Source organism: [Zimmermannella] faecalis ATCC 13722, assembly GCF_000381765.1.
In the GTDB taxonomy this organism is placed as follows: Bacteria; Actinomycetota; Actinomycetes; order Actinomycetales; family Microbacteriaceae; genus Gulosibacter; species Gulosibacter faecalis.
In genome coordinates, this window is the sequence record NZ_KB907079.1 from 161,509 (window position 1) to 186,381 (window position 24,873).

18 protein-coding genes and 1 pseudogene are annotated in these 24,873 nt (G+C 68.3%); 5 read left to right on the forward strand and 14 right to left on the reverse strand.

The window, feature by feature from the left end:
* Nucleotides 1-42: 42 nt before the first annotated feature.
* Both G328_RS14940 and G328_RS0108845 read right to left on the reverse strand, forming a co-directional pair.
* Nucleotides 43-1,080 carry a Bax inhibitor-1/YccA family protein gene (locus G328_RS14940; RefSeq protein WP_019618988.1) on the reverse strand — a complete coding sequence of 346 codons (1,038 nt, stop codon included), beginning with the start codon at nt 1,078-1,080 and terminating at the stop codon, nt 43-45.
* 84 nt (nt 1,081-1,164) lie between these two features.
* A complete protein-coding gene (locus G328_RS0108845) occupies nt 1,165-1,572 on the reverse strand; it encodes a DUF3054 domain-containing protein (RefSeq protein ID WP_019618989.1) in 408 nt (135 codons plus the stop codon).
* Nucleotides 1,573-1,799: 227 nt separating this feature from the next.
* Here G328_RS0108845 and G328_RS14945 point away from each other — a divergent pair, with 227 nt between their 5' ends.
* Complete coding sequence (locus tag G328_RS14945; protein WP_019618990.1) at nt 1,800-3,551, forward strand: alkaline phosphatase; 1,752 nt, start codon at nt 1,800-1,802, stop codon at nt 3,549-3,551.
* Nucleotides 3,552-3,647: 96 nt separating this feature from the next.
* Here G328_RS14945 and guaA read toward each other — a convergent pair whose 3' ends face one another.
* From guaA to G328_RS0108885, 5 genes are all read right to left on the reverse strand, one after another.
* A complete protein-coding gene (gene guaA, locus G328_RS0108855; protein WP_019618991.1) occupies nt 3,648-5,240 on the reverse strand; it encodes a glutamine-hydrolyzing GMP synthase in 1,593 nt (530 codons plus the stop codon).
* A gap of 59 nt (nt 5,241-5,299) precedes the next feature.
* The gene (locus G328_RS14950) at nt 5,300-5,836 is read right to left on the reverse strand and encodes a DUF3817 domain-containing protein (RefSeq protein WP_019618992.1); all 537 of its coding nucleotides are present in this window, start codon (nt 5,834-5,836) and stop codon (nt 5,300-5,302) included.
* A 321-nt stretch (nt 5,837-6,157) separates the two neighbouring features.
* On the reverse strand, nt 6,158-6,418 hold the full coding sequence (locus tag G328_RS0108875) for a ribbon-helix-helix protein, CopG family (protein ID WP_019618993.1): 261 nt from the start codon (nt 6,416-6,418) through the stop codon (nt 6,158-6,160).
* A 65-nt stretch (nt 6,419-6,483) separates the two neighbouring features.
* Nucleotides 6,484-7,368 (reverse strand): SURF1 family cytochrome oxidase biogenesis protein, encoded by an 885-nt coding sequence (locus G328_RS0108880; protein WP_187325753.1) that lies wholly within the window; start codon nt 7,366-7,368, stop codon nt 6,484-6,486.
* A gap of 23 nt (nt 7,369-7,391) precedes the next feature.
* A complete protein-coding gene (locus G328_RS0108885) occupies nt 7,392-8,516 on the reverse strand; it encodes a GuaB3 family IMP dehydrogenase-related protein (RefSeq protein ID WP_026339777.1) in 1,125 nt (374 codons plus the stop codon).
* A gap of 78 nt (nt 8,517-8,594) precedes the next feature.
* Here G328_RS0108885 and glpK point away from each other — a divergent pair.
* Nucleotides 8,595-10,095, forward strand: a pseudogene (gene glpK / locus G328_RS14955) (glycerol kinase GlpK).
* Between the two features lie 21 nt (nt 10,096-10,116).
* Here the strand turns inward: glpK and G328_RS15925 are convergent.
* Nucleotides 10,117-10,707: a TetR family transcriptional regulator gene (locus G328_RS15925; protein WP_019618999.1), complete on the reverse strand. Its 591-nt coding sequence runs from the start codon at nt 10,705-10,707 to the stop codon at nt 10,117-10,119.
* Nucleotides 10,708-10,843: 136 nt separating this feature from the next.
* Between G328_RS15925 and G328_RS0108910 the strand changes: the two genes are divergently transcribed.
* A complete protein-coding gene (locus G328_RS0108910; RefSeq protein WP_019619000.1) occupies nt 10,844-11,878 on the forward strand; it encodes a zinc-dependent alcohol dehydrogenase in 1,035 nt (344 codons plus the stop codon).
* A 204-nt stretch (nt 11,879-12,082) separates the two neighbouring features.
* Nucleotides 12,083-14,293 (forward strand): NADP-dependent isocitrate dehydrogenase, encoded by a 2,211-nt coding sequence (locus G328_RS0108915; protein WP_019619001.1) that lies wholly within the window; start codon nt 12,083-12,085, stop codon nt 14,291-14,293.
* A 108-nt stretch (nt 14,294-14,401) separates the two neighbouring features.
* Here G328_RS0108915 and aceB read toward each other — a convergent pair whose 3' ends face one another.
* Nucleotides 14,402-16,057 (reverse strand): malate synthase A, encoded by a 1,656-nt coding sequence (aceB, locus tag G328_RS0108920; RefSeq protein WP_019619002.1) that lies wholly within the window; start codon nt 16,055-16,057, stop codon nt 14,402-14,404.
* A gap of 90 nt (nt 16,058-16,147) precedes the next feature.
* Nucleotides 16,148-17,479, reverse strand: coding sequence for an isocitrate lyase (gene aceA / locus G328_RS0108925; RefSeq protein ID WP_019619003.1), 1,332 nt, complete (start codon nt 17,477-17,479; stop codon nt 16,148-16,150).
* Nucleotides 17,480-17,647: 168 nt separating this feature from the next.
* Between aceA and G328_RS0108930 the strand changes: the two genes are divergently transcribed.
* Nucleotides 17,648-19,111: an XRE family transcriptional regulator gene (locus G328_RS0108930; RefSeq protein WP_019619004.1), complete on the forward strand. Its 1,464-nt coding sequence runs from the start codon at nt 17,648-17,650 to the stop codon at nt 19,109-19,111.
* A gap of 119 nt (nt 19,112-19,230) precedes the next feature.
* Here the strand turns inward: G328_RS0108930 and G328_RS0108935 are convergent, their stop codons facing one another.
* The 4 genes from G328_RS0108935 to G328_RS0108950 form a co-directional block, all read right to left on the reverse strand.
* The gene (locus tag G328_RS0108935) at nt 19,231-20,991 is read right to left on the reverse strand and encodes a dipeptide ABC transporter ATP-binding protein (RefSeq protein WP_019619005.1); all 1,761 of its coding nucleotides are present in this window, start codon (nt 20,989-20,991) and stop codon (nt 19,231-19,233) included.
* Nucleotides 20,988-21,938: an ABC transporter permease gene (locus G328_RS0108940; RefSeq protein ID WP_019619006.1), complete on the reverse strand. Its 951-nt coding sequence runs from the start codon at nt 21,936-21,938 to the stop codon at nt 20,988-20,990. The genes G328_RS0108935 and G328_RS0108940 overlap by 4 nt, the downstream gene beginning before the upstream one ends.
* The gene (locus G328_RS0108945; protein WP_019619007.1) at nt 21,928-22,857 is read right to left on the reverse strand and encodes an ABC transporter permease; all 930 of its coding nucleotides are present in this window, start codon (nt 22,855-22,857) and stop codon (nt 21,928-21,930) included. The genes G328_RS0108940 and G328_RS0108945 overlap by 11 nt, the downstream gene beginning before the upstream one ends.
* Nucleotides 22,858-22,979: 122 nt before the next feature.
* Entirely contained in the window at nt 22,980-24,599 is a 1,620-nt protein-coding gene (locus G328_RS0108950; RefSeq protein WP_040905228.1) for a peptide ABC transporter substrate-binding protein, read from the reverse strand.
* Nucleotides 24,600-24,873: the final 274 nt, after the last annotated feature.

Genomic DNA, 24,873 nt, shown 5'->3' on the forward strand with positions numbered 1-24,873 from the left:
CCGGGCAATGCCCGAGGCGGGGTGCGTGGAGGGCGGTCGACGCTAGTCGTTGCCGCGCAAGATCGCGATGAGGCGGAGGATCTCGATGTAGATGAACACGACGGTCGAGATGATCGAGTACGCGGCGATCCACCCGTACTTGCGGGGTGCGCCAGCCTTCACGCCGTTCTCGATGAATTCGAAGTCCATGATGAGCATGTAGGCGCCCATGACGACGGCGAAGATACCGAGGAGCACGCCGAGCGGGATGCCGAAGATCTCGATGCCGGTACGCATGCCCCACGGGTCGGTCACAACGCCGGTCCACATGAGCACGAGGTTCACGAGCGAGAACGCCGCGTAGGCGAGCATCGCGATCATGAAGAACTTCGTCACCTTCGGCGACGTGCGCACCTTGCCCGAGGTGAACAGCGCGAGCGTCACGCCGATGACGATCACCGTCGCGAGCGTCGCCTGCAGCACAATGCCCGGGAACACTGCCTCGAGCAGGGCCGAGAAGCCACCGACGACGAGGCCCTCGGCGACCGTGAAGATCACGGTGAGCACGGGGCTCGGCTCGCGGCGGAAGGTCATGACGAGCGCGAGCACGAATGCCGAGATCGCGCCGATGCCGGTGAGGGCGTAGCCAATACCGGGCGATGCCGCCGTGGCGAACCACGTCACGGCCGCGGTCACGAGCAGAATGCCGAACATGCCGGCGGTCTTCGCGATCGAGTCTTCGACCGTCATGCGGTCAAGCTGGTCGTTCGAGGGCGACGGCAGGTCGTACTGCTGGTTCAGCTGGTCGGGCGACGGCGCCGGCTGCTGAAACTGGCCAGGCTGTCCCTGCTGTGGGTAACCCTGCTGGAACTGGCCCTGCTGCGGGTAGCCCTGCTGGCCGTAGGCCTGCTGGTAACCCGGCGCCTGCTGGCCGGGGGCTTGCTGGTTGAACTGCTGGCCGCCAAACTGCTGGCCGGACTGGGGGTTGCCGTACGCCTGGTTGTATTGCGCCCGTGCATTCTGGGCTGCGCCCGCGTGCTGGTTACGTCGCTGATATTCGCCATTGAAGTACGGGTTCCGCTGAAGTGCAGAGCTCGACATCATTTCTCCTCTAGGTCGTGCGCTTGCAGCAAGTGTACGGACGCCACTTGACAATCGCGCGGGAATCGCACTCAGTTTTTGCCGCTACTGCGGGGTGTTCGCTGCGGGCGTTCGAGCGCGGAACCGGCGGATGAGCTGCCACACGAGGCGCGGCACGAGCAGGAACACCGCGAGCGTGAGCGTCGCGACGATGATGAACGCGACCGCCGCGGTGTCGCCGAACAGGATGCGCAGTGCCAGGCCGCTCGACACGGTCACGGCCCAGATGAGCACGCCCGCCGGCCACACGGCCGCGTGATTGCTGCCGATGAGCCGAACGATGAGCCAGCCGAGCAGCAGCGCGCCGAGGAATGGGCCCGCGGTCGCGAGCACCTCGAGCGGCGCGAGCGACTCAGCGTGCGAGGCGCGGCCGATCGCCGCGAAGGCGACCACGAGCACCGCATCGAGCAGCAGGAACGGCCAGGCAGCGGGGCGATCGGTCGGAGCGGGCATGCCCCAAGAATATCGCGGCCGCGCATCCACCCCGGCTCGCATCCATGCCGCCGCACCGGCGCCCGCCGCACCGGCAGCCGACTTCGCCAGCACCCACCTCGCCGACACACGTCGATTTCGCCAGTTCGTCATCCGCCGGTAACCCGTTCGTGACCTCGCCGAGACGACCGCTCCGTAGCTTCGAGCGCGCAAGCCACGAACACCCGCACACTCCTTGAGAGGACCCCATGAAGTCACAGCGCTTCACGAAGACGCTTTCGGCCTGCGGCGCCGCCGCCACCGTTGCGCTCGGTAGCTTCGCATTCGCGACCCCCGCCTCGGCCGCCACGAGCGCGCCCGAGGGCCCGAAGAACGTCATCCTGCTCATCGGCGATGGCATGGGCTACAACCACCTCGACAACATGAACGCCTACGAGAACGGTGAGGTGTACTGGCAGGTCGACCGCGGTGGCGACAACAAGGTGAAGCCGTGGGGCGGCAACTCGACCCCCACCGAGGGCTTCCAGGCCTGGGACCAGGTCTCGATGGAGACCGCATGGTACGAGCAGGACCCGTACGACACGCAGGCCGCGTGGGGTGACTTCGAGCAGGTCAAGGACAACCCGACCGACTCGGCCGCCGCGGGCACCGCGATGGCGACCGGCCACAAGACCTACAACGCCGGCATCGGCGTCGACTACAACGAAAACGTCGTCGAGAACGTCTCGGAGCGCGCGCACGAGCTCGGCAAGTCGGCCGGCGTCGTGAGCTCGGTACCGTTCTCGCACGCGACACCCGCGGCTTTCTCGTCGCACAACACGAGTCGCAACGACTACGAGGGCATCGCCGCCGAGCAGGTCAACAGCGAGTACATGGACGTCGTCATGGGCGCCGGCCACCCGTACTACAACGACGACCACCAGCCGACCGAAACGGGTGACTTCAGCTACATCTCGGAGGAGTCGTTCGAGCAGCTTCGCAACGGCGAGTCGGACTTCACCTACATCGAAGAGAACGCCGACTTCGAGGCGCTCACGACGGGCGACACCCCCGACCAGGTCTTCGGCATCCCGCAGGTCGGCTCGACGCTGCAGCAGAACCGCACCGACGACGCGACGCTCAACGACGTCGTCGACCTGCCGACGATGACCGAGGGCGCGCTCAACGTGCTCGACAACAACGACGAGGGCTTCTTCCTCATGGTCGAGGGCGGCGCGATCGACTGGACCGGTCACGCAAACCAGACCGAACGCAACATCGAAGAGACCATCGACTTCTCGAACTCGATCGACTCGGTCGTGAACTGGGTTGAGCAGAACTCGAGCTGGGACGAGACCCTCGTGATCGTCACGGCCGACCACGAGACCGGCTACCTCTCGGGCGCGAACTACGAGCTCGACGCCGACGGCAACCAGATTCCGGTCGAGGGTTCGACCGACTACGTGCTCGGCGACTGGGGCCCCATGGAGCCCACCGAGGCCGGCTCGGCCCCGACGCAGGACTGGTTCTCGGACAACCACACGACGATGCTCGTGCCCTACTTCGTGAAGGGCGCCGGGGCTGACACGCTGCTCGGATACGCGACCGGTCACGACCTCGTGCGCGGCAACTACCTGAGCAACGTCGACATGGCGAACTGGCTGCTCGACGACGCCTGGGTTGCGAACGCGGCGCCGACCGACCCGACCACCGACCCGGAGCCCACAGCCGACCCCGAGCCCAGCGAGCCCACCCAGACCGAGCCGACCGAGACCGACCCGGCCCAGACCGAGCCGACCCAGACCTCGGACGCGCCGACCGACCCCACCTCGACCGACAGTTCGGGCGACCAGGGCAAGGGCGACGCCGCGAACGGCAACCAGGGCTCGAACGACGCTGACGGTTCGCTCGCGACGACCGGTGCCGACATGTTCGGCCCGATCGCGATCGCCGCGGGCGTGCTCCTGCTCGCCGGCGCCGCGATCCTCGTGATCCGCCGCCGCCAGCAGCACGACGCGTAGTCTGCCGCAACGCCGAGAGGCCCGGCCCCCAATCGGGGCCGGGCCTCTTCGCGGTCTCGGGGCGCCGGGCTCAGGCGAGCGCTACTCCCACGAGCGCTACTCCCACTCGATGGTCCCCGGCGGCTTCGACGTGACGTCGAGCACGACGCGGTTCACCCCATCCACCTCGTTCGTGATGCGGTTCGAGATGCGCGCCGTGACGTCGTACGGCAGGCGGGTCCAGTCGGCGGTCATCGCGTCTTCGCTCGAGACGGGGCGCAGCACGATCGGGTGGCCGTAGGTGCGGCCGTCGCCCTGCACGCCCACCGAGCGCACGTCGGCGAGCAGCACGACGGGGCACTGCCAGATCTGCGGGTCGAGGCCCGCCGCGGTGAGCTCCTCGCGCACGATCGCGTCGGCGTCGCGGAGCAGGTCGAGCCGCTCCTGCGTCACCTCGCCGATGATGCGGATGCCGAGCCCCGGGCCGGGGAACGGCTGGCGCGCAACGATGACCTCGGGCACCCCGAGCTCGCGGCCGATCGCGCGCACCTCGTCCTTGAACAGGGCCCGCAGCGGCTCGACGAGCGCGAACGTCATGTCTTCGGGCAGGCCGCCGACGTTGTGGTGCGACTTGATGTTCGCGGTGCCGGTGCCGCCACCCGACTCGACGACGTCGGGGTACAGCGTGCCCTGCACGAGGAACTTGATCTCGCCCGCCTCGCCATCGGCGCGCGCCTCGGCGACGAGGTCGGCCGCGGCCTGCTCGAACACGCGAATGAACTCGCGGCCAATGATCTTGCGCTTCTGCTCGGGGTCGGTGACCCCCGCGAGGTGCCCGAGGAACTGCTCGCGCGCATCCACCGTCACGAGCCGTACACCGGTCGCCTCGACGTAGTCCTTCTCAACCTGCTCGCGCTCGTTCTTGCGCAGCAGGCCGTGGTCGACGAACACGCACGTGAGCTGCTCGCCGACGGCGCGCTGCACGAGCGCGGCCGCGACGGCCGAGTCGACGCCGCCCGAGAGGCCGCAGATGACGCGGTCGTCACCGATCTGCTCGCGGATGCGCGCGACCTGCTCGTCGATGATGGATGCGCTCGACCAGTCGTCGGCGATGCCGGCGGCGCGGTGCAGGAACGCGACGAGCTGCGCCTGGCCCTGCTCGGAGTGGAGCACCTCGGGGTGCCACTGCACGCCGTAGAGCCCACGCTCGGGGTTCGCGAACGCCGCGACCGGGGTCGCCTCGGTCGACGCGAGCACGTCGAAGCCCTCGGGCGCGCGCACGACCGAGTCGCCGTGGCTCATCCACACCGTCTGCTGCGCGGGCTGGCCGTCGAAGATCGTCGAGTCGGCCGCCGCGTCGCTCAGTGCGACCGACGTCGCGCCGTACTCGCGCTTGCCGGTCTTCGCGACCTCACCGCCGAGCGCGATCGCCATCGTCTGAAAGCCGTAGCAAATGCCGAACGTCGGCACGCCGAGGCCGAACACCTCGGCATCGAAGCTCGCGGCGTCGTCGGCGTACACGCTCGCGGGGCCGCCCGAGAGCACGATCGCGAGCGGGTTGCGCTCACGCACCTCGGCCGCCGTGATGGTGTGGGGAACGATCTCGGAGTAGACGTTTGCCTCGCGCACGCGTCGAGCGATCAGCTGCGCGTACTGCGCACCGAAGTCGACGACCAGCACGGGCCGGGCCTGAGTCACGGTTTCTGTCACCCCGCCATTCTAGGGCGCGGGAACTCCCGCCACGCGCATCCGTTCTGCGTGCGTGCGGGCTACTGCTCAGCCTGGCGGCGACGCACCTCGTCGGCGACCCGGGCGTCGACCTCGGCGCGCTCGGCGTCGGTCAGCGACGCCTCGACGGCGGCAGCGCGGGCCTCGTCGTCTTCCGACTCATCCCAGATCTCCTGGTACTCGTCGAGCAGGCGCTTCGTGCGGCGCGTGATGAGCGCCTCGGTGATGAACGACAGGAACGGCACGACACCGCCGCCGGCGAGCGCGAGCAGCCAGCCGAGCTCCCACCGCATCTTCTGCCAGAGCAGGTAGCAGCTGATGAGGTAGATGACGTAGAACCAGCCGTGCACGATGAGGATCCAGCGCGAGAGGTTGATCGCCGTAACCGTGTCTTCTTGCACGAGCGAGAGGAACCCGAACGGCCCGCCGAGTTCAATCTCGAGGTGCCAGACGTACTTCAGCAGCATCTCGAAGACGAGCAGCAGCAACAGCACACCCGTGATCACCGAGGTGGTCTGGTAGAAGCGCAGGCGCTTGCGAATCGTCGGAAACTCGGACGGGGTGGGAATGCGGGCCACGGATGCTCCTGAACGGTCGAAATGGCCCTGCCAGTCTAGGCCTCGGCGCGCACCGCATCCTCGACGCCACCGCGCCTGGGCTACTGCCGAGTCACGAGCCTGCGATACTCCGGCCTCGCCTTCATCGCATGGATGATTTCGACCTCGCCGTCATCCCAAAGCAACACAACAATTTCGAGCAGCCGCCCAGCGGTGTCGAGCCCGAGCCGCAGCTCCCGCTGCGGGTTCTCATCGTCGAGCGGGCTCCTCCGAGCACTGATCGTGCAGCCGCGAGCGCGTCTTCATCTCGAACACCGTGTTTGCGCGCCGACGGCGCAACGATCACGCTTGAGCCCACTCCCGCACGGCGACACGAATTGCCGCAGAGCGATCCAGCCCTTCGCGATCGGCGCGTTCCATGAGCTCGGCCAGCTCGGCTTCGGAAAAGCGCGTCGTGACAACCCGCGAAGCTTGCTCCGCACGCGGACGCCTCCCCCACCGCTTTCGCAGCTGGTCAACGTCATAGCCAGCCTCGGCCTCGTCAGCCCAGGCCTGCACCTGCGAGTCGCTCACTTCCCGCCCTTGAATAACGCGCTTACCCATGCACTCATCGTATTACGTAACACGAATCGTGACAATGGCCCGATTCGCGACGTTCCACGGCCTGGTCAGCGGTTGTGCCCCGATGCGTCCCGCTCGTTCGCGAGCTCGAGCAGGAGCTCGCGACGCACGCGCTCGGCGAGGCGCGCATCCGACCGCTCGGCGAGGTCGCTGAGGTAGTCGTCGCGCACCATGCGCCACCAGATGTAGATGGCCATGGCGCAGAACACGAGCCATTCGATCGCGTAGAAGATGTTGAGCAGGTCGACGCGCGTCGACTCGTCGATCGGCACCGCGGCGATCGACTCGAGTGAGTCGGGCACCGGCAGGCCCTCGGTGTGGAGCAGCCATGCCGCGTAGTAGTCCGACGCCCCGGTCTGCCACGTGTTGATGAGCTGCCCGGGCGACATCGACAGGATGCGCAGCGGGTCGCCATCGCGCGCCGGCAGCGGGTCTTGGCCGACCTCGAGTTTCGCGAGCACCGACAGGGGCGCCCCCGCGCTGCCGAGGTTCGTATCGGCCGACTCGAGCGAGTCGATCGCCTGCTGCGCGCTCGCCTCGTCGGAGGTCCAGCCGAGCGCGACCGGGATGCCCGGCAGGTCGGCCGCGTTAGTCGCGTCGGCGCTCGGCTCGTTGCCGTCGCTGGTGACCGCGAAGTGGCCGACGACCCAGAAGCCGCTCACGCCATCCTGCAGCCGCCCCTCGACCACGCCGAAGTCGCCCGGCACGAGGAACCCCGAAACGGTGACGGGCCGCGCGGCCGCCTCCTCGGTGAGCCACGCGTCAGGCTCGAGCAGGTCGCCGAGCGGCACGGGCTCGAGGTACTCCTCAGCGTCGGCCGCCGCGCCCGACGACTCGAAGGCCGCCGTGAGCTGCCAGCGCCCGAGCAGCAGGAACGCGACGACCACCACGAGCACAAGGGCGAGAAACGCGAGCCACTTGGGCTTGAGCATCGTGCGCAGCATCGGCTGCGCGGTTAGGCGTGGTCGCGGATCGGGCTCACCGCGAGGTCGGCACGCTGGAACGACTTGAGGTCGGTGTAGCCGGTCGTCGCCATCGCGAAACGCAGCGCGCCGACGAGGTTCGCCGCGCCGACCGCGGTGGCCGACGGGCCGCGCACGATCTCTTCGAGGCTGCCGACCTGGCCGATCTCGACGCGGTTGCCGCGCGGCAGGCGCGGGTGGCGCGCCTCGGCGCCCCAGTGCCAGCCGCGGCCGGGAGCGTCGGTCGCCCGGGCGAGGGCCGCGCCGAGCATGACGGCGTCGGCGCCGCACGCAATCGCCTTCACGATGTCGCCCGACGTGCCGAAACCGCCATCGGCGATCACGTGCACGTAGCGGCCGCCCGACTCATCCATGTAGTCGCGGCGCGCGCCAGCGACGTCGGCGATCGCCGTCGCCATGGGTGCGCGGATGCCGAGCACGCGGCGGGTGGTCGAGGCCGCGCCACCGCCGAAGCCGACGAGCACACCCGCCGCGCCCGTGCGCATGAGGTGCAGGGCCGACGAGTACGACGCCGCTCCCCCGACGATCACCGGGGTGTCGAGCTCGTAGATGAACTTCTTCAGGTTGAGCGGCTCGCGGTTCTGCGAGACGTGCTCGGCCGAGACCGTCGCGCCGCGAATCACGAACACGTCGGCGCCCGCCGCGAGCACGTCTTCGTAGTACTCCTGCGTGCGCTGCGGCGACAGGGCACCCGCGACGACGACACCGGCGTCGCGAATCTCCTGCAGGCGCGCCTTGATGAGCTCGCCCTTGATCGGCTCCTGGTAGATCTCCTGGATGCGCGCGGTCGCCTGCCGCTGCGGCAGGTCGGCGATCTCGGCGAGCAGGGGCTCGGGGTTCTCGTAGCGGGTCCACAGGCCCTCGAGGTCGAGCACCCCGAGGCCGCCGAGCTGGCCGAACGCGATCGCCGTCGCCGGGCTCATCACCGAGTCCATGGGCGCCGCGAGGAACGGGACATCGAACGTGAACGCGTCGATCTTCCACGTCGTCGAGACGTCCTCGGGGTCGCGGGTGCGCCGCGACGGGATGATCGCCACGTCGTCGAGGCCGAACACGTGCCGGGCGCGCTTCGTGCCGCCAATCTCAATCTCAGTCACGCGTCCAAGCCTACCGGGGCGTGCATCCACGCCGGGTCGATTGCGCGTGACAATGGAGTCACAACGAACGGAGGCACCGTGGCCGAATTCATCATCGCGCTCGACCAGGGCACGACATCGACGCGCGCGATCATCTTCGACGCGGATGCGCGAATCGTCGCCTCGGCGCAGCGCGAGCACACCCAGCACTTTCCGCGGCCCGGCTGGGTGGAACACGACCCCGTTGAGATCTGGCGCAACACCCGCGCCTGCCTCGGCACGGCGCTCGCCGAGGCGCAGCTCGCGCCCGGCGACATCGCCGCGGTCGGCATCGCGAATCAGCGCGAGACCACCGTGCTCTGGGAGCGCGCGACCGGCCGACCCGTGCATCCGGCGATCGTGTGGCAAGACACGCGTTCGCAGCCGATCGTCGACCGGCTCGCGGCCGACGGCGGCGTCGATCGGTTCCGCGAGGCGACCGGGCTGCCGCTGAACCCGTACTTCTCGGCGACAAAGCTCGCGTGGCTGCTCGACGAGGTGCCGGGCGCCCGCGAGCGGGCCGAGGCGGGCGAGCTCTGCTTTGGCACGATCGACACGTGGCTCACCTGGCAGCTCACGGGCGGGCCGCGCGGCGGCGTGCACGTCACCGACGTGACGAACGCCTCGCGCTCGCTGCTCATGCGGCTCGACACGTGCGAGTGGGACGACGGGCTGCTGCGCGCCTTCGGCATCCCGCGGGCGTGCCTGCCCGAGATCCGCTCGTCGAGCGAGGTGTACGGCGAGTGCGCCGAGCGCACTCCCCTGCCCGGCGTGCCCGTCGCCGGCATGCTCGGCGATCAGCAGGCCGCGACGTTCGGGCAGGCCGCGTTCGGCGAGGGGCAGGCGAAGAACACGTACGGCACGGGCTCGTTCCTGGTGTACGGCACGGGCGAACGCATCGTGCACAGCGAACACGGGCTGCTCACGACCGTCGCGTACCGGCTCGGCGACGAGGCGCCGCACTACGCGCTCGAGGGCTCGATCGCGGTCACCGGATCGCTCGTGCAGTGGCTGCGCGACAACCTCGGCATGATTCGCACGTCGACCGAGATCGAGACGCTCGCCGCGACCGTCGACGACAACGGCGGCTGCTACATCGTGCCGGCGTTCTCGGGGCTCTACGCGCCGTGGTGGCGGCCCGACGCGCGCGGCGTCATCGTGGGGCTCACCGGCTACGTGCGGGCCGGGCACATCGCCCGCGCCGCGCTCGAGGCCGCCGCGTACCAGAGCTGCGACGTGCTCGAGGCGTGCAATGCCGACGCCCCCCGAGCCGCTGCGCGAGCTGCGCGTCGACGGCGGCATGTCGGTGAACGACGCACTCATGCAGTTTCAGGCCGACCTACTCGGCACGCCCGTCGTGCGGCCCGAGATCGTCGAGACGACGGCGCTCGGCGCGGCCTTCGCGGCCGGCCTCGCGGTGGGGTTCTGGGGCGGCTGCGACGAGCTCGCCGCGCTCTGGCGCGAGGAGCGGCGCTTCGAGCCGGCGATGGGTGCGGATGCGCGCGAGCAGCTCCGCGGCGAGTGGCGGCGCGCGGTCGAGCGGTCGTTCGACCTCGCGTAGCTGGCCGCCAGGATGGGCTGGTCAGGCAGGGAGCAGCGCAGCGAACGCGGCGCGCAGCGGCGCGATGCGCAACGCGACGTACTCGTCGAGCGCCACCTCGGGTGGCTGCGCCGACCAGTCATCGATCGCCCGCGACGCCACGGCCATCAGGGCGCGCGCTAGGTCGCCGGCGAGCATCCGGTTCGGTTCGGGCACCCGCTCCCCGGCGGCCGCCGCGAGCGCGGCCGTGATCGTCTCGGCGTGACGCGCGACCGCGGCCTGCAGTTCGGCCGAGTCGCGCACGATCGCCCGGCGCCGGGCGAAGTCGTCGTGCTCGGCGATCGAGTAGTCGGTCGCTCGGCGAATCGCCTCGGCAACCACGTCGAGCGCCGACCCTTCGGGGTCGGTGTCGAGATACGCGATCGCGGCGTTCGTGTGCGCCTCGAGTTCTTCGCTCATGAGGGTGGTTTTCGCCGGGTAGTAGGCGAACAGGGTCGTGCGCCCGATGCCGGCCGCCGCGGCGATGCGTGCGAGCGAGACGTTGTCGAAGCCGTGCTCGGTGAAGAGCGCTCTCGCCGTGTCGCGAATCGCGGCGTGCGTCGTGTGGCGCGGCCGTCCTGCCGTTCGCCCCATTCGCCCGCTCGCTTTCGTCGTGATGGCCGTGCGTCGAGTGCCAGTATGCCCTGTCACGGTATTTCCGAACCTTGTTCCGATATTATTGCGCGCATCCCGCCGCAGTCGCCGGGCACCCCTCCCGAAAGGTCTTCCCATGAAATCCGTCATCGTCGCAGGTCCCAACGAAAACTCCTGGACCGAGATCGCCGAACCCGAGTGCGGGCCACGCGATGTGCTGCTGCGCATCCGCGCCTGTGGCATCTGCGGTTCGGATGCGATGTACTCGGCCGTCGGCGGCATCCCACCGCGCCAGGGCGCGACGCCGCTCGGCCACGAGCCGGCCGCCGAGGTGATTGAGGTCGGCAGCGAGGTCGAGGCCGACGCGATTGCGGTCGGCGACCACGTCGTCATCGACACGATGGCGTTCACCGACGGGCTGCTCGGATCGGGCGGCGCCCAGGGCGCGCTCACGCCGATCGTCGTCGTGCGCGACTTCGCCCCGAACACGCAGCTTCGCGTGATCCCGAAGGAGATCCCCTGGCACGTCGCGGCGCTCAACGAGCCGATGGCCGTCGCCCACCACGCGGTGAACCGTTCGGGCGCGGGCGAGGGCGACAAGGCGGTCGTGTTTGGCGCCGGCCCGATCGGCCTCGGCGCGGTGCTCAGCCTCAAGGCGAAGGGCGTGGCACACGTGGTCGTCGTCGACATTCAGCCACAGCGGCTCGAGGTGGCCCTCGAGGTCGGCGCCGACGCGGTCATCAACTCCGCCGAACTCCCCGACGGGCAGACGGTGACGGATGCGCTCATCGCCCACCACGGCGAGGCGCGGAACGGACTCGGGCGGGGTCGATATTCGGGCACCGACGTGTATCTCGATGCCGCGGGCGCGCCGCCGGTGATAGCGAGCATCCTTGCCTCGGCGAAGCACCGAGCGGTCGTGACGATTCCCGCCGTGCACAAGCGCCCGGTCGAGTTCGACCTCGGCGAGCTGCTTCAGCAGGAGCTCGATATTCGACTCTCGATGGGCTACCCGACCGAGATTTTCGAGGTCACCGACGCGATCATCACGAGCCCCGAGAAGTACGCGAAGATCATCAGCCACACCTTCCCCTTTACCGACGCACTCGAGGCCCTCGAGCTCGCGAAGACGCCCGGCGCCGCCGACAAGGTCGTCGTCGTCTTCGACTGAGCCACGCGGAACGGGTGGCCGCACGCGACCGGCCTCGCGCGCATCCAATCCCTGACCTAGCCGACGAAACCTGATGGCATACCGTCAGGTCTCGTCGGAGTAGTCAGGTCAGGATGCGCCGGGGCACGCGGCGGGCGGTCACCCGCGCAACGTAGACTGGGCACGAAATCTTGAAGTAGAGAGAACTACAAGGGAGTGCCGCGCATGGCGAAGATTATCTACACGCACACCGACGAGGCCCCGCTCCTCGCGACGTACTCGTTCCTGCCGATCGTGCAGGCCTACGCGAAGACCGCTGGCGTCGACGTCGAAACCCGCGACATCTCGCTCGCCGGGCGCATCCTCGCCGCCTTCCCCGAAAAGCTCACCGAGGAGCAGCGCGTCGGCGACGCCCTCGCCGAGCTCGGCGAACTCGCGACGACCCCCGAGGCGAACATCATCAAGCTGCCGAACATCTCGGCGTCGGTGCCGCAGCTCAAGGCCGCGATCGCCGAGCTGCAGGCGCAGGGCTTCGACATCCCCGACTACCCCGAGGAGTCCGACGACGCGAGCGCCGCCGACGTGCGCGCCCGCTACGACAAGATCAAGGGCTCGGCCGTGAACCCCGTGCTGCGCGAAGGCAACTCCGACCGCCGCGCCCCCGCCGCCGTGAAGAACTACGCGCGCAAGCACCCGCACTCGATGGGTGCCTGGAGCGCCAACAGCAAGACCCGCGTCGCGACGATGACCGAGGGCGACTTCCGCCACAACGAGAAGTCGGTCGTGCTGCCCGCCGACGACACGCTCGAGATTCGCTTCGTTGGCGCCGACGGCACGAGCCGCGCGCTCAAGGAGGGCCTGAAGGTGCTCGAGGGCGAGGTCGTCGACTCGACCGTGCTCCACCTCGCCGACCTCGACGCGTTCCTGCGCGAGCAGATCGCCGCGGCGAAGGATGCGGGCGTGCTGTTCTCGACGCACCTCAAGGCGACGATGATGAAGGTCTCCGACCCGATCATCTTCGGACGCGTCGTGCGCGCCTACTTCCCCGACCTCTTCGACACCTACGGCGACGTGCTCGCCGAGGCGGGCCTCTCGCCGAACGACGGCCTCGCCGCGATCATCAAGGGCGCCGACAACCTCCCCCAGCGCGACGGCATTCTCGACGCGATCGCGAAGGGCTACGAGTCGGGCCCGAGCCTGGCGATGGTGAACTCCGACAAGGGCATCACGAACCTTCACGTGCCGAGCGACGTCATCGTTGACGCCTCGATGCCCGCGATGATCCGCATCGGCGGCAAGATGTGGGGCGCCGACGGGAACGAGGCCGACACCCTCGCGGTGCTGCCCGACTCGTCGTACGCCGGCATCTACCAGGTCGTCATCGACGACTGCAAGGCGAACGGTGCCTACGACCCCGCGACGATGGGCTCGGTGTCGAACGTCGGCCTCATGGCGCAGAAGGCCGAAGAGTACGGCTCGCACGACAAGACCTTCCAGGCGCCCGGCGACGGCCGCATCGAGGTCGTCAACCAGGCCGGCGAGGTGCTGCTGTCGAACGACGTCGCGACCGGCGACATCTGGCGCGCCTGCCAGACGAAGGATGCGCCGATCCGCGACTGGGTGAAGCTCGCGGTGACGCGTGCTCGCGCCTCGCAGACGCCCGCGATCTTCTGGCTCGACGAGACCCGCGCGCACGACCGCAACCTCATCGAGAAGGTGCGCACCTACCTTGCCGACCACGACACCGAGGGCCTTGACCTGCGCATCCTCTCGCCCGAGGAGGCGACGAAGGTGTCGGTCGACCGCATCCGCGAGGGCCTCGACACCATCTCGGTGTCGGGCAACGTGCTGCGCGACTACCTCACCGACCTGTTCCCGATTCTCGAGGTGGGCACCTCGGCGAAGATGCTCTCGGTCGTGCCGCTCATGAACGGTGGCGGCCTGTTCGAGACCGGCGCGGGTGGCTCGGCGCCGAAGCACGTCGACCAGCTCGTGAACGAGAACCACCTGCGCTGGGACTCGCTCGGCGAGTTCCTCGCGCTCGCCGAGTCGCTGCGCCACGAGGCCGACCGCGGGAACGCCCGCGCCGCCGTGCTTGGCGACGCGCTCGACGCCGCCACCGAGCGTCTGCTCGACGAGGACCTCTCGCCGAGCCGCAAGACGGGCGAGCACGACAACCGCGGCTCGCACCTGTTCATCGCGAAGTTCTGGGCTGAGGAGCTCACGAAGCAGACGGTCGACGCCGAGCTCGCGGCGGCGTTCGCGCCGGTCGCCGAGGCGTTTGCCGAGCAGATCGATGAGATCGCCGCGGCGCTCATCGCCGAGCAGGGCAAGCCGGTCGACATCGGCGGCTACTACCACCCGAGCGACGAGAAGGCGACGCAGGTGATGCGCCCGAACTCGGCGTACAACGAGATCCTCGCCCACCTCGCCTAACCCCCTTCCATCCCTCAGTTGAGTGGCCAAAAGTTGCTGTTTTGAAGCTTCAGAACAGCAACTTTTGGCCACTCAACTGGGGGTTTTGGGGTTGGTTGATAGCGCAGATTAGCGAACCGTGTCGCGGGTGAGCACCTTGTAGGCCGAGGTCGTGAGGAACGCCGGGTAGTCGTCGGTGAGCACGATCTCGGCGAGCAGCGCCGCCGCCTCGTCAAGCCGGTCGCCCTCGAACCGGTCGAGATCCTCCCGCAGCACCCGCTCGATGCAGCCCTCGATACGGTGCCGCACCACGGGAATCCCGTCGTCCTGCGTCACAACGCCCTGGTGAATCCACTGCCACAGCTGCGAGCGCGAAATCTCGGCCGTCGCCGCATCCTCCATAAGGCCGTAGATCGCCGCCGCACCGTTGCCGCGCAGCCAGCTCGCGATGTAGAGCATGGCGACGCGAATGTTCACCTTGAGGCCCTCCTCAACCGTGATCTCGCCGCCCTCCACCCGCAGGTCGAGCAGTTCGGCCGCCGTCACGTGCACGTCGGGCCGCTGCCGCGAGATCTGGTTCGGCGCGTCGCCGAGCACCTCGTCGAACTCGGCCATCGCGGTCGACACGAGGCCAGGATGCGCAACCCACGACCCGTCGAAGCCAGCGCCGGCCTCGCGTCGCTTATCGGCGGCGACCTTCTCGAGCGCGACCTCGGTCGCGGCCGGGTCGGCCTTGTTCGGGATGAACGCCGCCATGCCGCCGATCGCGAAGGCCCCGCGCTTGTGGCAGGTCTGCACGAGCAGGTCGGTGTACGCCTGCATAAACGGCTGCGTCATCGTGAGCTGGCCGCGGTTCGGTAGCACCCAGCGCTTCGAGCGGTCGCGGAACGTCTTGATGATGCTGAACAGGTAGTCCCAGCGGCCCGCGTTGAGGCCCGCGCAGTGGTCGCGCAGCTCGTAGAGAATCTCGTCCATCTCGAACGCCGCCGTGATCGTCTCGATCAGCACGGTCGCGCGAATCGAGCCGTGCGGCACGTCGACGAATCGCTCCGCGAACGTGAACACGTCGTTCCACAGACGCGCCTCGCGGTGGTTCTCGAGCTTCGGCAGGTAGAAGTACGGCCCGCTGCCCGTTGCGAGCAGCCGCTTCGCGTTGTGGAAGAAGTAAAGCCCGAAGTCGACGAGCGACGCCGACACGACGCCGGCGCGACCCTGCGCATCCACGTAGCGAAGGTGGTTCTCGGTGAGGTGCCAGCCGCGCGGGCGGAACACGATCGTCGGCACCTCCTCGCCGAGGCGGTACTCCTTGCCGTTCTCGGCGACGAAGTCGATGCGGCGGCGAATCGCGTCGGCGAGGTTGAGCTGCCCGTTGATGACGTTGAACCAGGTCGGGCTCAGCGAGTCCTCGTGGTCGGCGAGCCACACCTTCGCGCCCGAGTTCATCGCGTTGATCGTCATCTTGCGGTCGGTCGGGCCCGTGATCTCGACGCGTCGGTCTTCGAGGCCCGGCGCCGTGCCGGCGACCTGCCACTGCGCATCCTCGCGAATGTGCCGCGTCTCGTCGAGAAAGTCGAGGTTCGCGCCCTCGGAGATCTCGCGGCGACGGCGGTCGCGAGCCGAGAGCAGCTCGCATCGGCGGTGGCCGAAACGGTCGTGCAGCTGGGCGAGGAACTCGAGCGCGCGGGGCGAGAGCACCTCGTCGAAGCGGGGATGCAGTTCGCCGCGCACCTCGATGCGGCCGGTCGTCTGCGTCGTGGTCGGGTCGGTGGTGAGGATCGTGGTCATGATGCGCTCCTTCGCGCTTATGCCGCGTGGCGGCGTCGTCAATGGGGCCGGGTGCCGGCCTAGCGGAACTGCATTGAGCCGGGTGCCGGCCTAGTGGAACTGCTCTGACTCGGTCGAGCCCACGAGCGCGAGCGTCTTCGAGTCGGGGTTGAGCGCGGTCGAGATGAGGTCGAAGTAGCCGGTGCCGACCTCGCGCTGGTGCTTCGTCGCCGTGTAGCCGTCGGCCTCCGACGCGAACTCCGCCTCCTGCAGTTCGACGTACGCCTCCATCTGCCGCGACTCGTAGCCGCGGGCAAGCTCGAACATCGAGTGGTTGAGCGCGTGGAACCCGGCGAGCGTGATGAACTGGAACGCGTATCCCATCGCCGAAAGCTCGCGCTGGAACCGGGCGATCTGGTCGTCGTCGAGGTGGCGACGCCAGTTGAAGCTCGGCGAGCAGTTGTACGCGAGCAGCTGGTTCGGATGCTCGGCGCGCACGCGCTCGGCAACTGTGCGGGCGTGCTCGAGGTCGGGCACGGCGGTCTCGACCCAGAGCAGGTCGGCGTACTTCGCGTACTCGAGGCAGCGGGCGATGACGGGCTCGATGCCGTTTTGCACCTCGTAGAAGCCCTCGGCCGTGCGCTCGCCCGTTACGAAGGGGCGGTCGCGCTCGTCGACGTCGCTCGTGAGCAGGGTGGCGGCGAGCGAGTCGGTGCGGGCGATGATGATCGTCGGCACCTCGGCGACGTCGGAGGCGAGGCGGGCCGCGTTCAGGGTGCGGATGTGCTGGCTCGTCGGCACGAGCACCTTGCCGCCCATGTGGCCGCACTTCTTCTCGCTCGCGAGCTGGTCTTCCCAGTGCACGCCCGCGGCGCCGGCCGCGATCATCTGGTGCATGAGCTCATACGCGTTGAGCGGGCCGCCGAAGCCGGCCTCGGCGTCGGCGACGACGGGCGCGAACCAGTCGCGCTCGTTCGTGCCGGTCTCGCCGAACTCGATCTGAGCGGCGCGCTGCAGCGCGTTGTTCACGCGGCGCACCACCTGCGGCACCGAGTTCGCCGGGTAGAGCGACTGGTCGGGGTAGGTCTCGCCCGAGAGGTTCGCGTCGGCGGCGACCTGCCAGCCCGAGAGGTACACGGCCTGCAGGCCGGCGCGCACCTGCTGCACGGCCTGGTTGCCGGTGAGGGCGCCGAGCGCGTAGGTCCACGCCGTCGGGTCGTCGTGGTTGCGCTGAATCTGGTTCCAGAGGCGGTCGGCGCCGCGGCGGGCGAACGTGTGCTCTTCGCGCACAGGGCCGCGCAGTCGAACGACGTCCTCGGCCGTGTAGCCGCGGGCGACGTCGTGCCAGCGCGGGTTCGACTCCCAGTCGAGGCGCAGGTCGTCGGCGGTCTGGGTCTGGTCACCCGGCAGCGGGTGGTTCGATGCGGCGTTGGTCGAGGTCATCGCGTCGTCCTTCGTTCGGTGCCGAGCTTCGGTGCTGCGGCCTGTGCATCCAGCCTGCGGGTGGATGCGCCGGGTCGAGCCCGAATCCGAGGCGGAAGTTTCGCGGTTTTTCCGCTGGCGAGAATTTCTCGCGTTGCTGCGCGACAGAACCTCGGCCATGATTACGCCATGGCTCCCGATGACGTGACCACCACGACCCGACCCGAGCGCTCAGCCGCGCCCGACCCGCTCGACCTTGGCAGGCGTATCCGTGCCCGCCGCGTCGAGCGCGGGATGTCGCTGCAGGAATTCGCCGACCGGCTCGGCAAGGCGCCCTCGCGCGTCTCGGTCATCGAGAACGGACAGCGCGACCTGCGCCTCGGTGAGCTGCAGCGCATCGCCGAGGCGCTCGGCACGACGCCCGAGGCGCTGTATCAGCGCGGCGAGCTGAGCGAACGGGATGCGCTCGAGGTCGAGTTTCTGCGGGCGCAGCGCACTCCGCTCTACGCGAGCCTCGGGCTGCCCGAGATTCCCGTGCGCAAGAGCCTCAGCGACGACGTCATGCGCACGCAGCTGAAGCTGCTCGGCGAGCTCACGCAGCTGCACTCGTCGCGGGCCGCGACGCCCGAGGTCGCCCGCCGCGCCAACCTCAAGCTGCGCGCCGAACAGCGCGAGCGCGGCAACTACTTCGCCGAGCTCGAGCACGAGGCGCAGGCGATTCTCTCGGCGATCGGCTACCGCGATGGGCCCGTGTCGATGGACACCGTAAAGCGCATCGCCGGCCACCTCGGGTTCACGCTGCACGCCGTCGACGACCTGCCGCACACGACGAAGAGCATCACCGACAGCGAGCGGATGCGCGTGTACCTGCCCGCGAGCGGCGTGAACGAATCGCGCTCGGTCGTGCTGCAGGCGCTCGCCGCGTACGTGCTCGACAAGCGCGAGCCGGTCGACTATGGCGACCTGCTGCAGCAGCGCGTTGAAACGAACTACTTCGCGGGCGCGATTCTGCTGCCCGAGGTGTCGGCGGTGCCGCTGCTGCGCGCGGCGAAGCAGCGGCGCGACCTGTCGATCGAGGAGTTTCGCGGGCACTACGGCGTGACGTACGAGACGGCGGCGCACCGGTTCAGCAACCTCGCGACGCAGCACCTCGAAATTCCGGTGCATTTCCTCAAGGCGCACGCGTCGGGCACGCTGCTGAAGGCGTACGAGAACGACGCGGTGCAGTTTCCGACGGATGCGCTCGGCAACGTCGAGGGGCAGATCGTGTGCCGCTGGTGGAGCGCGCGCCAGGTGTTCACGACCGACGAGCGCATCGGCACGTACTCGCAGTACACCGACAAGCCGGCCGGCAGCTACTGGTGCACGTCACAGGTCGAGCCGGGCCCCGGCGGCGGGTATTCGATCAGCGTCGGCACGAAGTTTTCGGAGGCGAAGTGGTTCCGCGGCCGCGACACCGACGTGCGCCTGCGCTCTGACTGCCCCGACCCATCCTGCTGCCGCGAGCCCGACCCCGAGCTCGTCGAGCGCTGGGGCGATCACGCGTGGCCCTCGGCGCGGCTCAACTCGTCGCTGCTCGCCGCGATGCCCTCGGGTACGTTCACGGGCGTCGACCGTGTCGCGGTGCTCGAGTTCCTCCAGCGCCACCCCTAACCCCACCGCCGCCAAAAAACCCCAGTTGAGTGGTCGATTTTTGCTGTTTTGAAGCTTCAAAACAGCAAAAATCGACCACTCAACTGGGGGGGGTAGAGGGGGGATGCGCGGGCCGGCGGCTAGGCTCCGAACTCGAAGTTCGCGCCCGGGATCGCCGCGAGCAGCTGCTGCGTGTACTCCTCGCGCGGGTTGTCGAACAGCGCATCGGTCGTGCCCCGCTCGACAATCTCGCCCTTGCGCATCACGCAGACGTTGTCGGCGACAAGTCGCACCACCGCGAGGTCGTGCGTGATGAACATGTACGTCAGGCCGAGGTCGGTCTGCAGCTGCGTAAGCAACTGCAGAATCTGCCCCTGCACGAGCACGTCGAGCGCCGAAACGGCCTCGTCAAGCACGAGCACCTCGGGCTTCAGCGCGAGGGCACGCGCGACGGCAACACGCTGCCGCTGGCCGCCCGAGAGCTCACTCGGGTAGCGGTCACGCAGGCCCTTCGGCAGCGCCACCTGGTCGAGCAGCTCCTCGACCCGCTTGCGGCGCTCGGCCGGCGTGCCGACGCCGTGAATCTGCATCGGCTCGGCGATCGTGTTGCCCACCGAGTACTGCGGGTCAAGGGTGCCGTACGGGTCCTGGAACACCGGCTGCACCCGGCGACGGAACGCGAGCAGCTCCCGCTTGCCGAGGCCCGCAAGTTCGACGCCGTCGAACTTGATGCTGCCGCTCGTCGCCGGCTCGAGCTGCAGGAACAGCTTCGCGAGCGTCGACTTGCCCGAGCCCGATTCCCCCACGATCGCGGTCGTCGTGCCGCGCTCAATCTGCACGCTCACGTCGTTGACCGCGACGACCTCCTTCTTCTGGAAGCCGCGGGTGCGCAGGCGGTACACCTTGCGCGCGTCGGTGATGTTGATCAGCGCTTCGCTGTGCGCGGGCGTCTCATCGGCGACCTCCTCGCGCTCCTGGGCGTGCTCGAGCATCTGCTGCTCGATCGCGCCCGTGAGCTCGGTCGGAAGGTCGTTGTCTTGCCGCAGCACCTCGAGTCGCTTGGATGCGAGGCTCGGGGCAGCGCCCACGAGGCGCTTCGTGTACGGATGCTGCGGGTCGGTGAGAATCTCGCGCGACGGCCCCGATTCGACGACCTTGCCGCGGTACATGACGACGAGGTGCTCGGCACGGTCGGCGGCGAGGCCAAGGTCGTGCGTGATGAAGAGCACCGACGTGCCGTACTGGCTCGTGAGCGTCTCGAGGTGGTCGAGAATCTGCCGCTGCACCGTCACGTCGAGGGCCGAGGTCGGCTCATCGGCGATGAGCAGCTTGGGCCGCGCCGACATGCCGATACCGATCAGCGCGCGCTGGCGCATCCCGCCCGAGAACTCGTGCGGGTACTGGCGCAGACGGCTGCTCGCGTCGGGCAGGCCCGCCTCGGTGAGCACCTCGATCGCGCGCTTGCGGATCGCCCGCGTGCCGGTCGCGACGTTGTTGAACTTGATCGCCTCTTCGACCTGGAAGCCGATCGACCACACGGGGTTGAGGTTCGACATCGGGTCTTGCGGCACGTAGCCGATGCGCTCGCCGCGGATCTTCGTGAGCTCGGAGGCCGGGAGCTTCGAGAGGTCGCGACCCTCGAAGAGGATCTCGCCACCCGTCACGTGGCCCGAGCCGGGCAGGAGGTCAATGATCGCCTGCGCGGTCGTCGACTTGCCCGAGCCCGACTCGCCGACGATCGCGACCGACTGGCCGGGATAAATCGTGAGGTCGATGCCGCGCACGGCGGGCACCGAGCCCTCCTTCGTCTCGAAGTTCACTTCGAGATTCCGGATGTCGAGCAGCGGCTGTGCCGAGGTCGCGGTCGACGCCTCGGCGGCGGGGTTCGTTGTGGTGGTCATCGGCGAGCACGCTCCTTCGGGTCGAGCGCGTCGGTGACCACGTCACCGAGCATGAGGAACGAGAGCACCGTGATCGACAGCGCTCCCGCGGGGAACACGAGCACGAGCGGGTTCGTCGCGAGCGACGTGCGCGCCTGCGAGATGTCGTTGCCCCACGACATCGTGCTCGGTGGCAGGCCGATGCCGAGGAACGACAGCGTCGACTCGGCCACGATGTACGTGCCGAGCGAGACGGTCGCGACCGCGATGACCGGGGCGATCGCGTTCGGCAGCACGTGGCGCAGCAGGATGCGGAACCGCGAGAGCCCGAGGGCGATCGAGGCGGTCACGTAGTCGGCCTGTTTCGCGGTCATGACCGCGCCGCGCATGATGCGGGCGATCTGTGGCCAGGCGAACAGCGCGATCACGAGGGCGACGAGCAGCGGCGTGCGGTTGTCGACGGTCGACATGATGACGATCGAGCCGAGCACGATCGGAATCGCGAAGAAGATGTCGCCGATTCGCGACACGACGCTGTCGAGCCAGCCGCCGTAGTAGCCGGCGAGCGAGCCGATGATGACGCCGGCGATGACGACGATGATCGTCGCGAGGAAGCCGACCATCACCGAGGCCTGCGCGCCGTAGAGCACGCGGGCGAACACGTCGCAGCCCTGGCGGGTGAAGCCGAACGGGTGCCCCGAGACGGGCGCGCCGTCGCTGTTCGCGAGCAGGCACCCCTGGTTGGGCGATTCGTTCGTGAACACGCCTGGTGCGACCGAGACGAAGAGGATGAACAGAATCAGCACCGACGAAACCCAGAACATCGGGCGGCTGCGCATCGACTTCCAGGCGTCGCCCCAGGTGGTGCGGGGCTTGTCGCTCGTTTTGACCGCGTCGATCGCCTGCAGCGGGGCGTCCTCGAGCGGTGCGACAAAGCGTTGCTGCTTGGGAAGCGAGTTACTTGGCATAGCGGATCCTTGGGTCAAGCCACGCGTAGAGCAGATCGACGAGCAGGTTCGCGAACATGTAGATCAACACCATGATCGCGACGAATGAGACCACGGTTGGCCCCTCGCCGATCGTGACCGCGCGGAACACGGTGCCACCGACACCGTTGATGTTGAAGATGCCCTCGGTGACGATCGCGCCGACCATGAGCGAGCCGAGGTCGATGCCGAGGAACGTGACGACGGGCACGAGCGAGTTGCGCATCACGTGCACCGTGATGACGCGACGCCGCGGCAGGCCCTTCGCCTTCGCGGTGCGCACGAAGTCGGCCGACATGTTTTCGGCAACGGATGCGCGGGTCAGTCGAACGATGTACGCGAACGACGTGCTCGCGAGCACGATCGCGGGGAGGATGAGTTCGCTCCAGGGCGCCTCGGAGCTCACGGTCGTGCGGGCCCAGCCGAGGTGCACGCCGAAGATGAGCTGCAGCACATAACCGATCACGAAGGTCGGTACAGAAATGAGCAGCAGGCTCACCACGAGGGCGCTCGCGTCGAAGAGCTTGCCCTTGCGAAGGCCAGCGACGAGGCCGATCGTGATGCCGGCGATCGCCTCCATGGCGAGGGCGAGCATCGCGAGTCGCGCGGTGATCGGGAAGGCGTTCGCCATGACCTCGGTGACCGGGCGGCCCGAGAAGGTCGTGCCCCAGTCGCCGACGACGAGGCCGGAAATGTAGTGGAAGTACTGGACGATGAACGGGTCATCGAGGTGATATTGCGCGCGGATCGCGTCGATCGCGGCTTGCGAGGGCTGTCGGTCGCCGAACAGCGCTGCGATGGGGTCGCCAGGCAGCAAGAAAACGAGGCTGTAGATGAGGAAGGTTGCCCCAAAAAACACCGGAATCAGCTGCAACAGGCGCCGGCCGAGATACCAAAGCATCGGCTACTCCTTATGACAGGTCCTGCGCGCGGGGCAGGGTCGCCACCCCGCACACATGGGTGAGCCCCGCGTTCGGCGCCGAGCGAGCTCGCTCGGCGCCGAACCGGGGTGCGGATGAGTGGCTACGCCTTGGTGATCTGGTCGTAGATCGGCACGGAGTCCCAACCGAACACGACGTTGTCGACCGTGTCGGCCCAGACGCCGACCGCGTTCGAGTACCAGAGCGGGATCGAGGGGAGGTCCTCGAAGAGGATTTCCTGCGCCTCAGCGTAGAGCTTCGTCGCCTCTTCAACCGAGGGAGCCTGCGCGGCCTCGGCGATCTTCGCGTCGAAGGCCTCGCTGTCGTACTGCTCGTAGTTCGAGGCGGCGTTCGACTGGTACTGGCCCGAGAGGAAGTTACCCTGCGACGGGTAGTCGCCCTGCCAGCCGGCGCGGGTGGCACCGGTCAGCGTCGCGTTGGCGCGGTCTTCAAGCGCCGCGGCGAAGGTCGGGTACGACTTGCCCTCTGCCTGGATGCCGAGGGTGTTCGAGATGTTGTTCGCGACCGCGTCGACCCAGGCCTGGTGGCCACCGTCGGCGTTGTACGAAATCGTGAACGTGTCGTCGTACGGCGAGATGGCGTCGGCCTCGGCCCAGAGTTCCTGTGCCTTCTCGGGGTCGTACTCGAGCACCTCGCTGCCGGGCAGGCTGTCGCTCCAGCCCTCAACGACGGGCGAGGTGAAGTCGCTCGCCGGGGTGCGGGTGCCCTGGAAGATCGTGTCGGTGATCTCCTGGCGGTTGATCGACAGCGAGATGGCCTCGCGGCGGAGCTTGCCCTCTTCGTCGTCACCGAAGTGCTCGAGGTAGAAGGGGATGTTGAAGCCCTGGTAGATCGCCGCGGCCTGGTTCACGTTGCGGTCGGGGAAGTCGGTCTCGTAGGTGCCGAACGCCGTGTCGGGCACCGCGTCGAGCACGTCGAGGTTGCCGCTCTGAACGTCGGCGTAGGCCGCGTCGAGGCCGGTGTAGAAGATGAACTCGATGCCACCGTTGACCGGCGTGCGGTTGCCCTCGTAGTCGGGGTTCGTCACGAGGGTGATGCCCTCGTCGTGACGCCAGGCGTCCTCGCTCTCGAGCATGTAGGGGCCGTTGCCGATCGGGCTCTCGCCGAACGCATCCATGTCTTCGAACGCGACCGAGGGCAGCGGCATGTAGGCCGTGTAGCCGAGTCGCATCGGGAAGTCGGCCTCGGGCGTGTTCAGGGTCACGGTGAAGGTCGTGTCGTCGACCACCTCGAGGCCCTCGGGCGCCGTGCTGCCGTCTTCGCTGACACCCTTGAAGTTGCCGTACCAGTACGCACCGTTCGGGTCCTGGGCCGCGTGGGTCCAGGTGTCGACGAACGTCTGCGCGGTGATTTCCTCACCGTTCGTGAACGTTGCGCCACCTTTGAGCGTGATCGTCCAGGTGATGTTGTCGTCGCTCTCGAGCGACTCGGCAAGCTCGTTCTCGACCTCGCCGTCGGCCGAGTAGCTGACAAGACCCGCGTACATTGCGGTGAGAATCTTGCCGCCACCGGTCTCGGTGGTCGCGTAGGTGATCAGGGGGTTCTGGGGCTCGCTGCCGTTCGTGGTGACGATGGCGGCCGAGTCACCGGAGCCACCAGTGGCACCAGTCTCACCGCCGCCACCGGCGCAACCCGCGAGCAGCAGCATCCCCGAAGCGGCGATGGCAATCGACCCGCGAAGGAGTCGTGGTCGTCTCGACATGTTTCCTCATTTCGATATGTGTGAGGGGGCTCCCGCTGCTCAAGCGCAACGCTGCGCATCGAGAGCCGGTTCTTTGACTGTCAGCTCTAGGACGTTGTTCACCTGTTGCACAGATTCGCTTCTCCCCTGGCACCAAATCTTTGCCACTTTGTTGCACTCTGGTGTGCGAACTTCACCAATTGCCGCGTTGAGTCGCCGCGAACTTGACATTTCGCCGGGTCGCGTTCCGGCGAGGATCGAGCGTCGTGCAGTTGCCCGCGCCGCCGTCGAGTGG

Excerpts from the sequence above, each read along its gene's own strand:
- G328_RS14940 (WP_019618988.1), bottom strand. The coding sequence starts at position 1,080 with ATGTCGAGCTCTGCACTTCAGCGGAACCCGTACTTCAATGGCGAATAT.
- G328_RS0108845 (WP_019618989.1), bottom strand. The coding sequence starts at position 1,572 with ATGCCCGCTCCGACCGATCGCCCCGCTGCCTGGCCGTTCCTGCTGCTC.
- G328_RS14945 (WP_019618990.1), top strand. The coding sequence starts at position 1,800 with ATGAAGTCACAGCGCTTCACGAAGACGCTTTCGGCCTGCGGCGCCGCC.
- G328_RS0108875 (WP_019618993.1), bottom strand. The coding sequence starts at position 6,418 with ATGGGTAAGCGCGTTATTCAAGGGCGGGAAGTGAGCGACTCGCAGGTG.
- G328_RS0108880 (WP_187325753.1), bottom strand. The coding sequence starts at position 7,368 with ATGCTCAAGCCCAAGTGGCTCGCGTTTCTCGCCCTTGTGCTCGTGGTG.
- G328_RS15925 (WP_019618999.1), bottom strand. The coding sequence starts at position 10,707 with ATGGGGCGAACGGCAGGACGGCCGCGCCACACGACGCACGCCGCGATT.
- G328_RS0108910 (WP_019619000.1), top strand. The coding sequence starts at position 10,844 with ATGAAATCCGTCATCGTCGCAGGTCCCAACGAAAACTCCTGGACCGAG.
- G328_RS0108915 (WP_019619001.1), top strand. The coding sequence starts at position 12,083 with ATGGCGAAGATTATCTACACGCACACCGACGAGGCCCCGCTCCTCGCG.
- aceB (WP_019619002.1), bottom strand. The coding sequence starts at position 16,057 with ATGACCACGATCCTCACCACCGACCCGACCACGACGCAGACGACCGGC.
- aceA (WP_019619003.1), bottom strand. The coding sequence starts at position 17,479 with ATGACCTCGACCAACGCCGCATCGAACCACCCGCTGCCGGGTGACCAG.
- G328_RS0108930 (WP_019619004.1), top strand. The coding sequence starts at position 17,648 with ATGGCTCCCGATGACGTGACCACCACGACCCGACCCGAGCGCTCAGCC.
- G328_RS0108935 (WP_019619005.1), bottom strand. The coding sequence starts at position 20,991 with ATGACCACCACAACGAACCCCGCCGCCGAGGCGTCGACCGCGACCTCG.
- G328_RS0108940 (WP_019619006.1), bottom strand. The coding sequence starts at position 21,938 with ATGCCAAGTAACTCGCTTCCCAAGCAGCAACGCTTTGTCGCACCGCTC.
- G328_RS0108945 (WP_019619007.1), bottom strand. The coding sequence starts at position 22,857 with ATGCTTTGGTATCTCGGCCGGCGCCTGTTGCAGCTGATTCCGGTGTTT.
- G328_RS0108950 (WP_040905228.1), bottom strand. The coding sequence starts at position 24,599 with ATGTCGAGACGACCACGACTCCTTCGCGGGTCGATTGCCATCGCCGCT.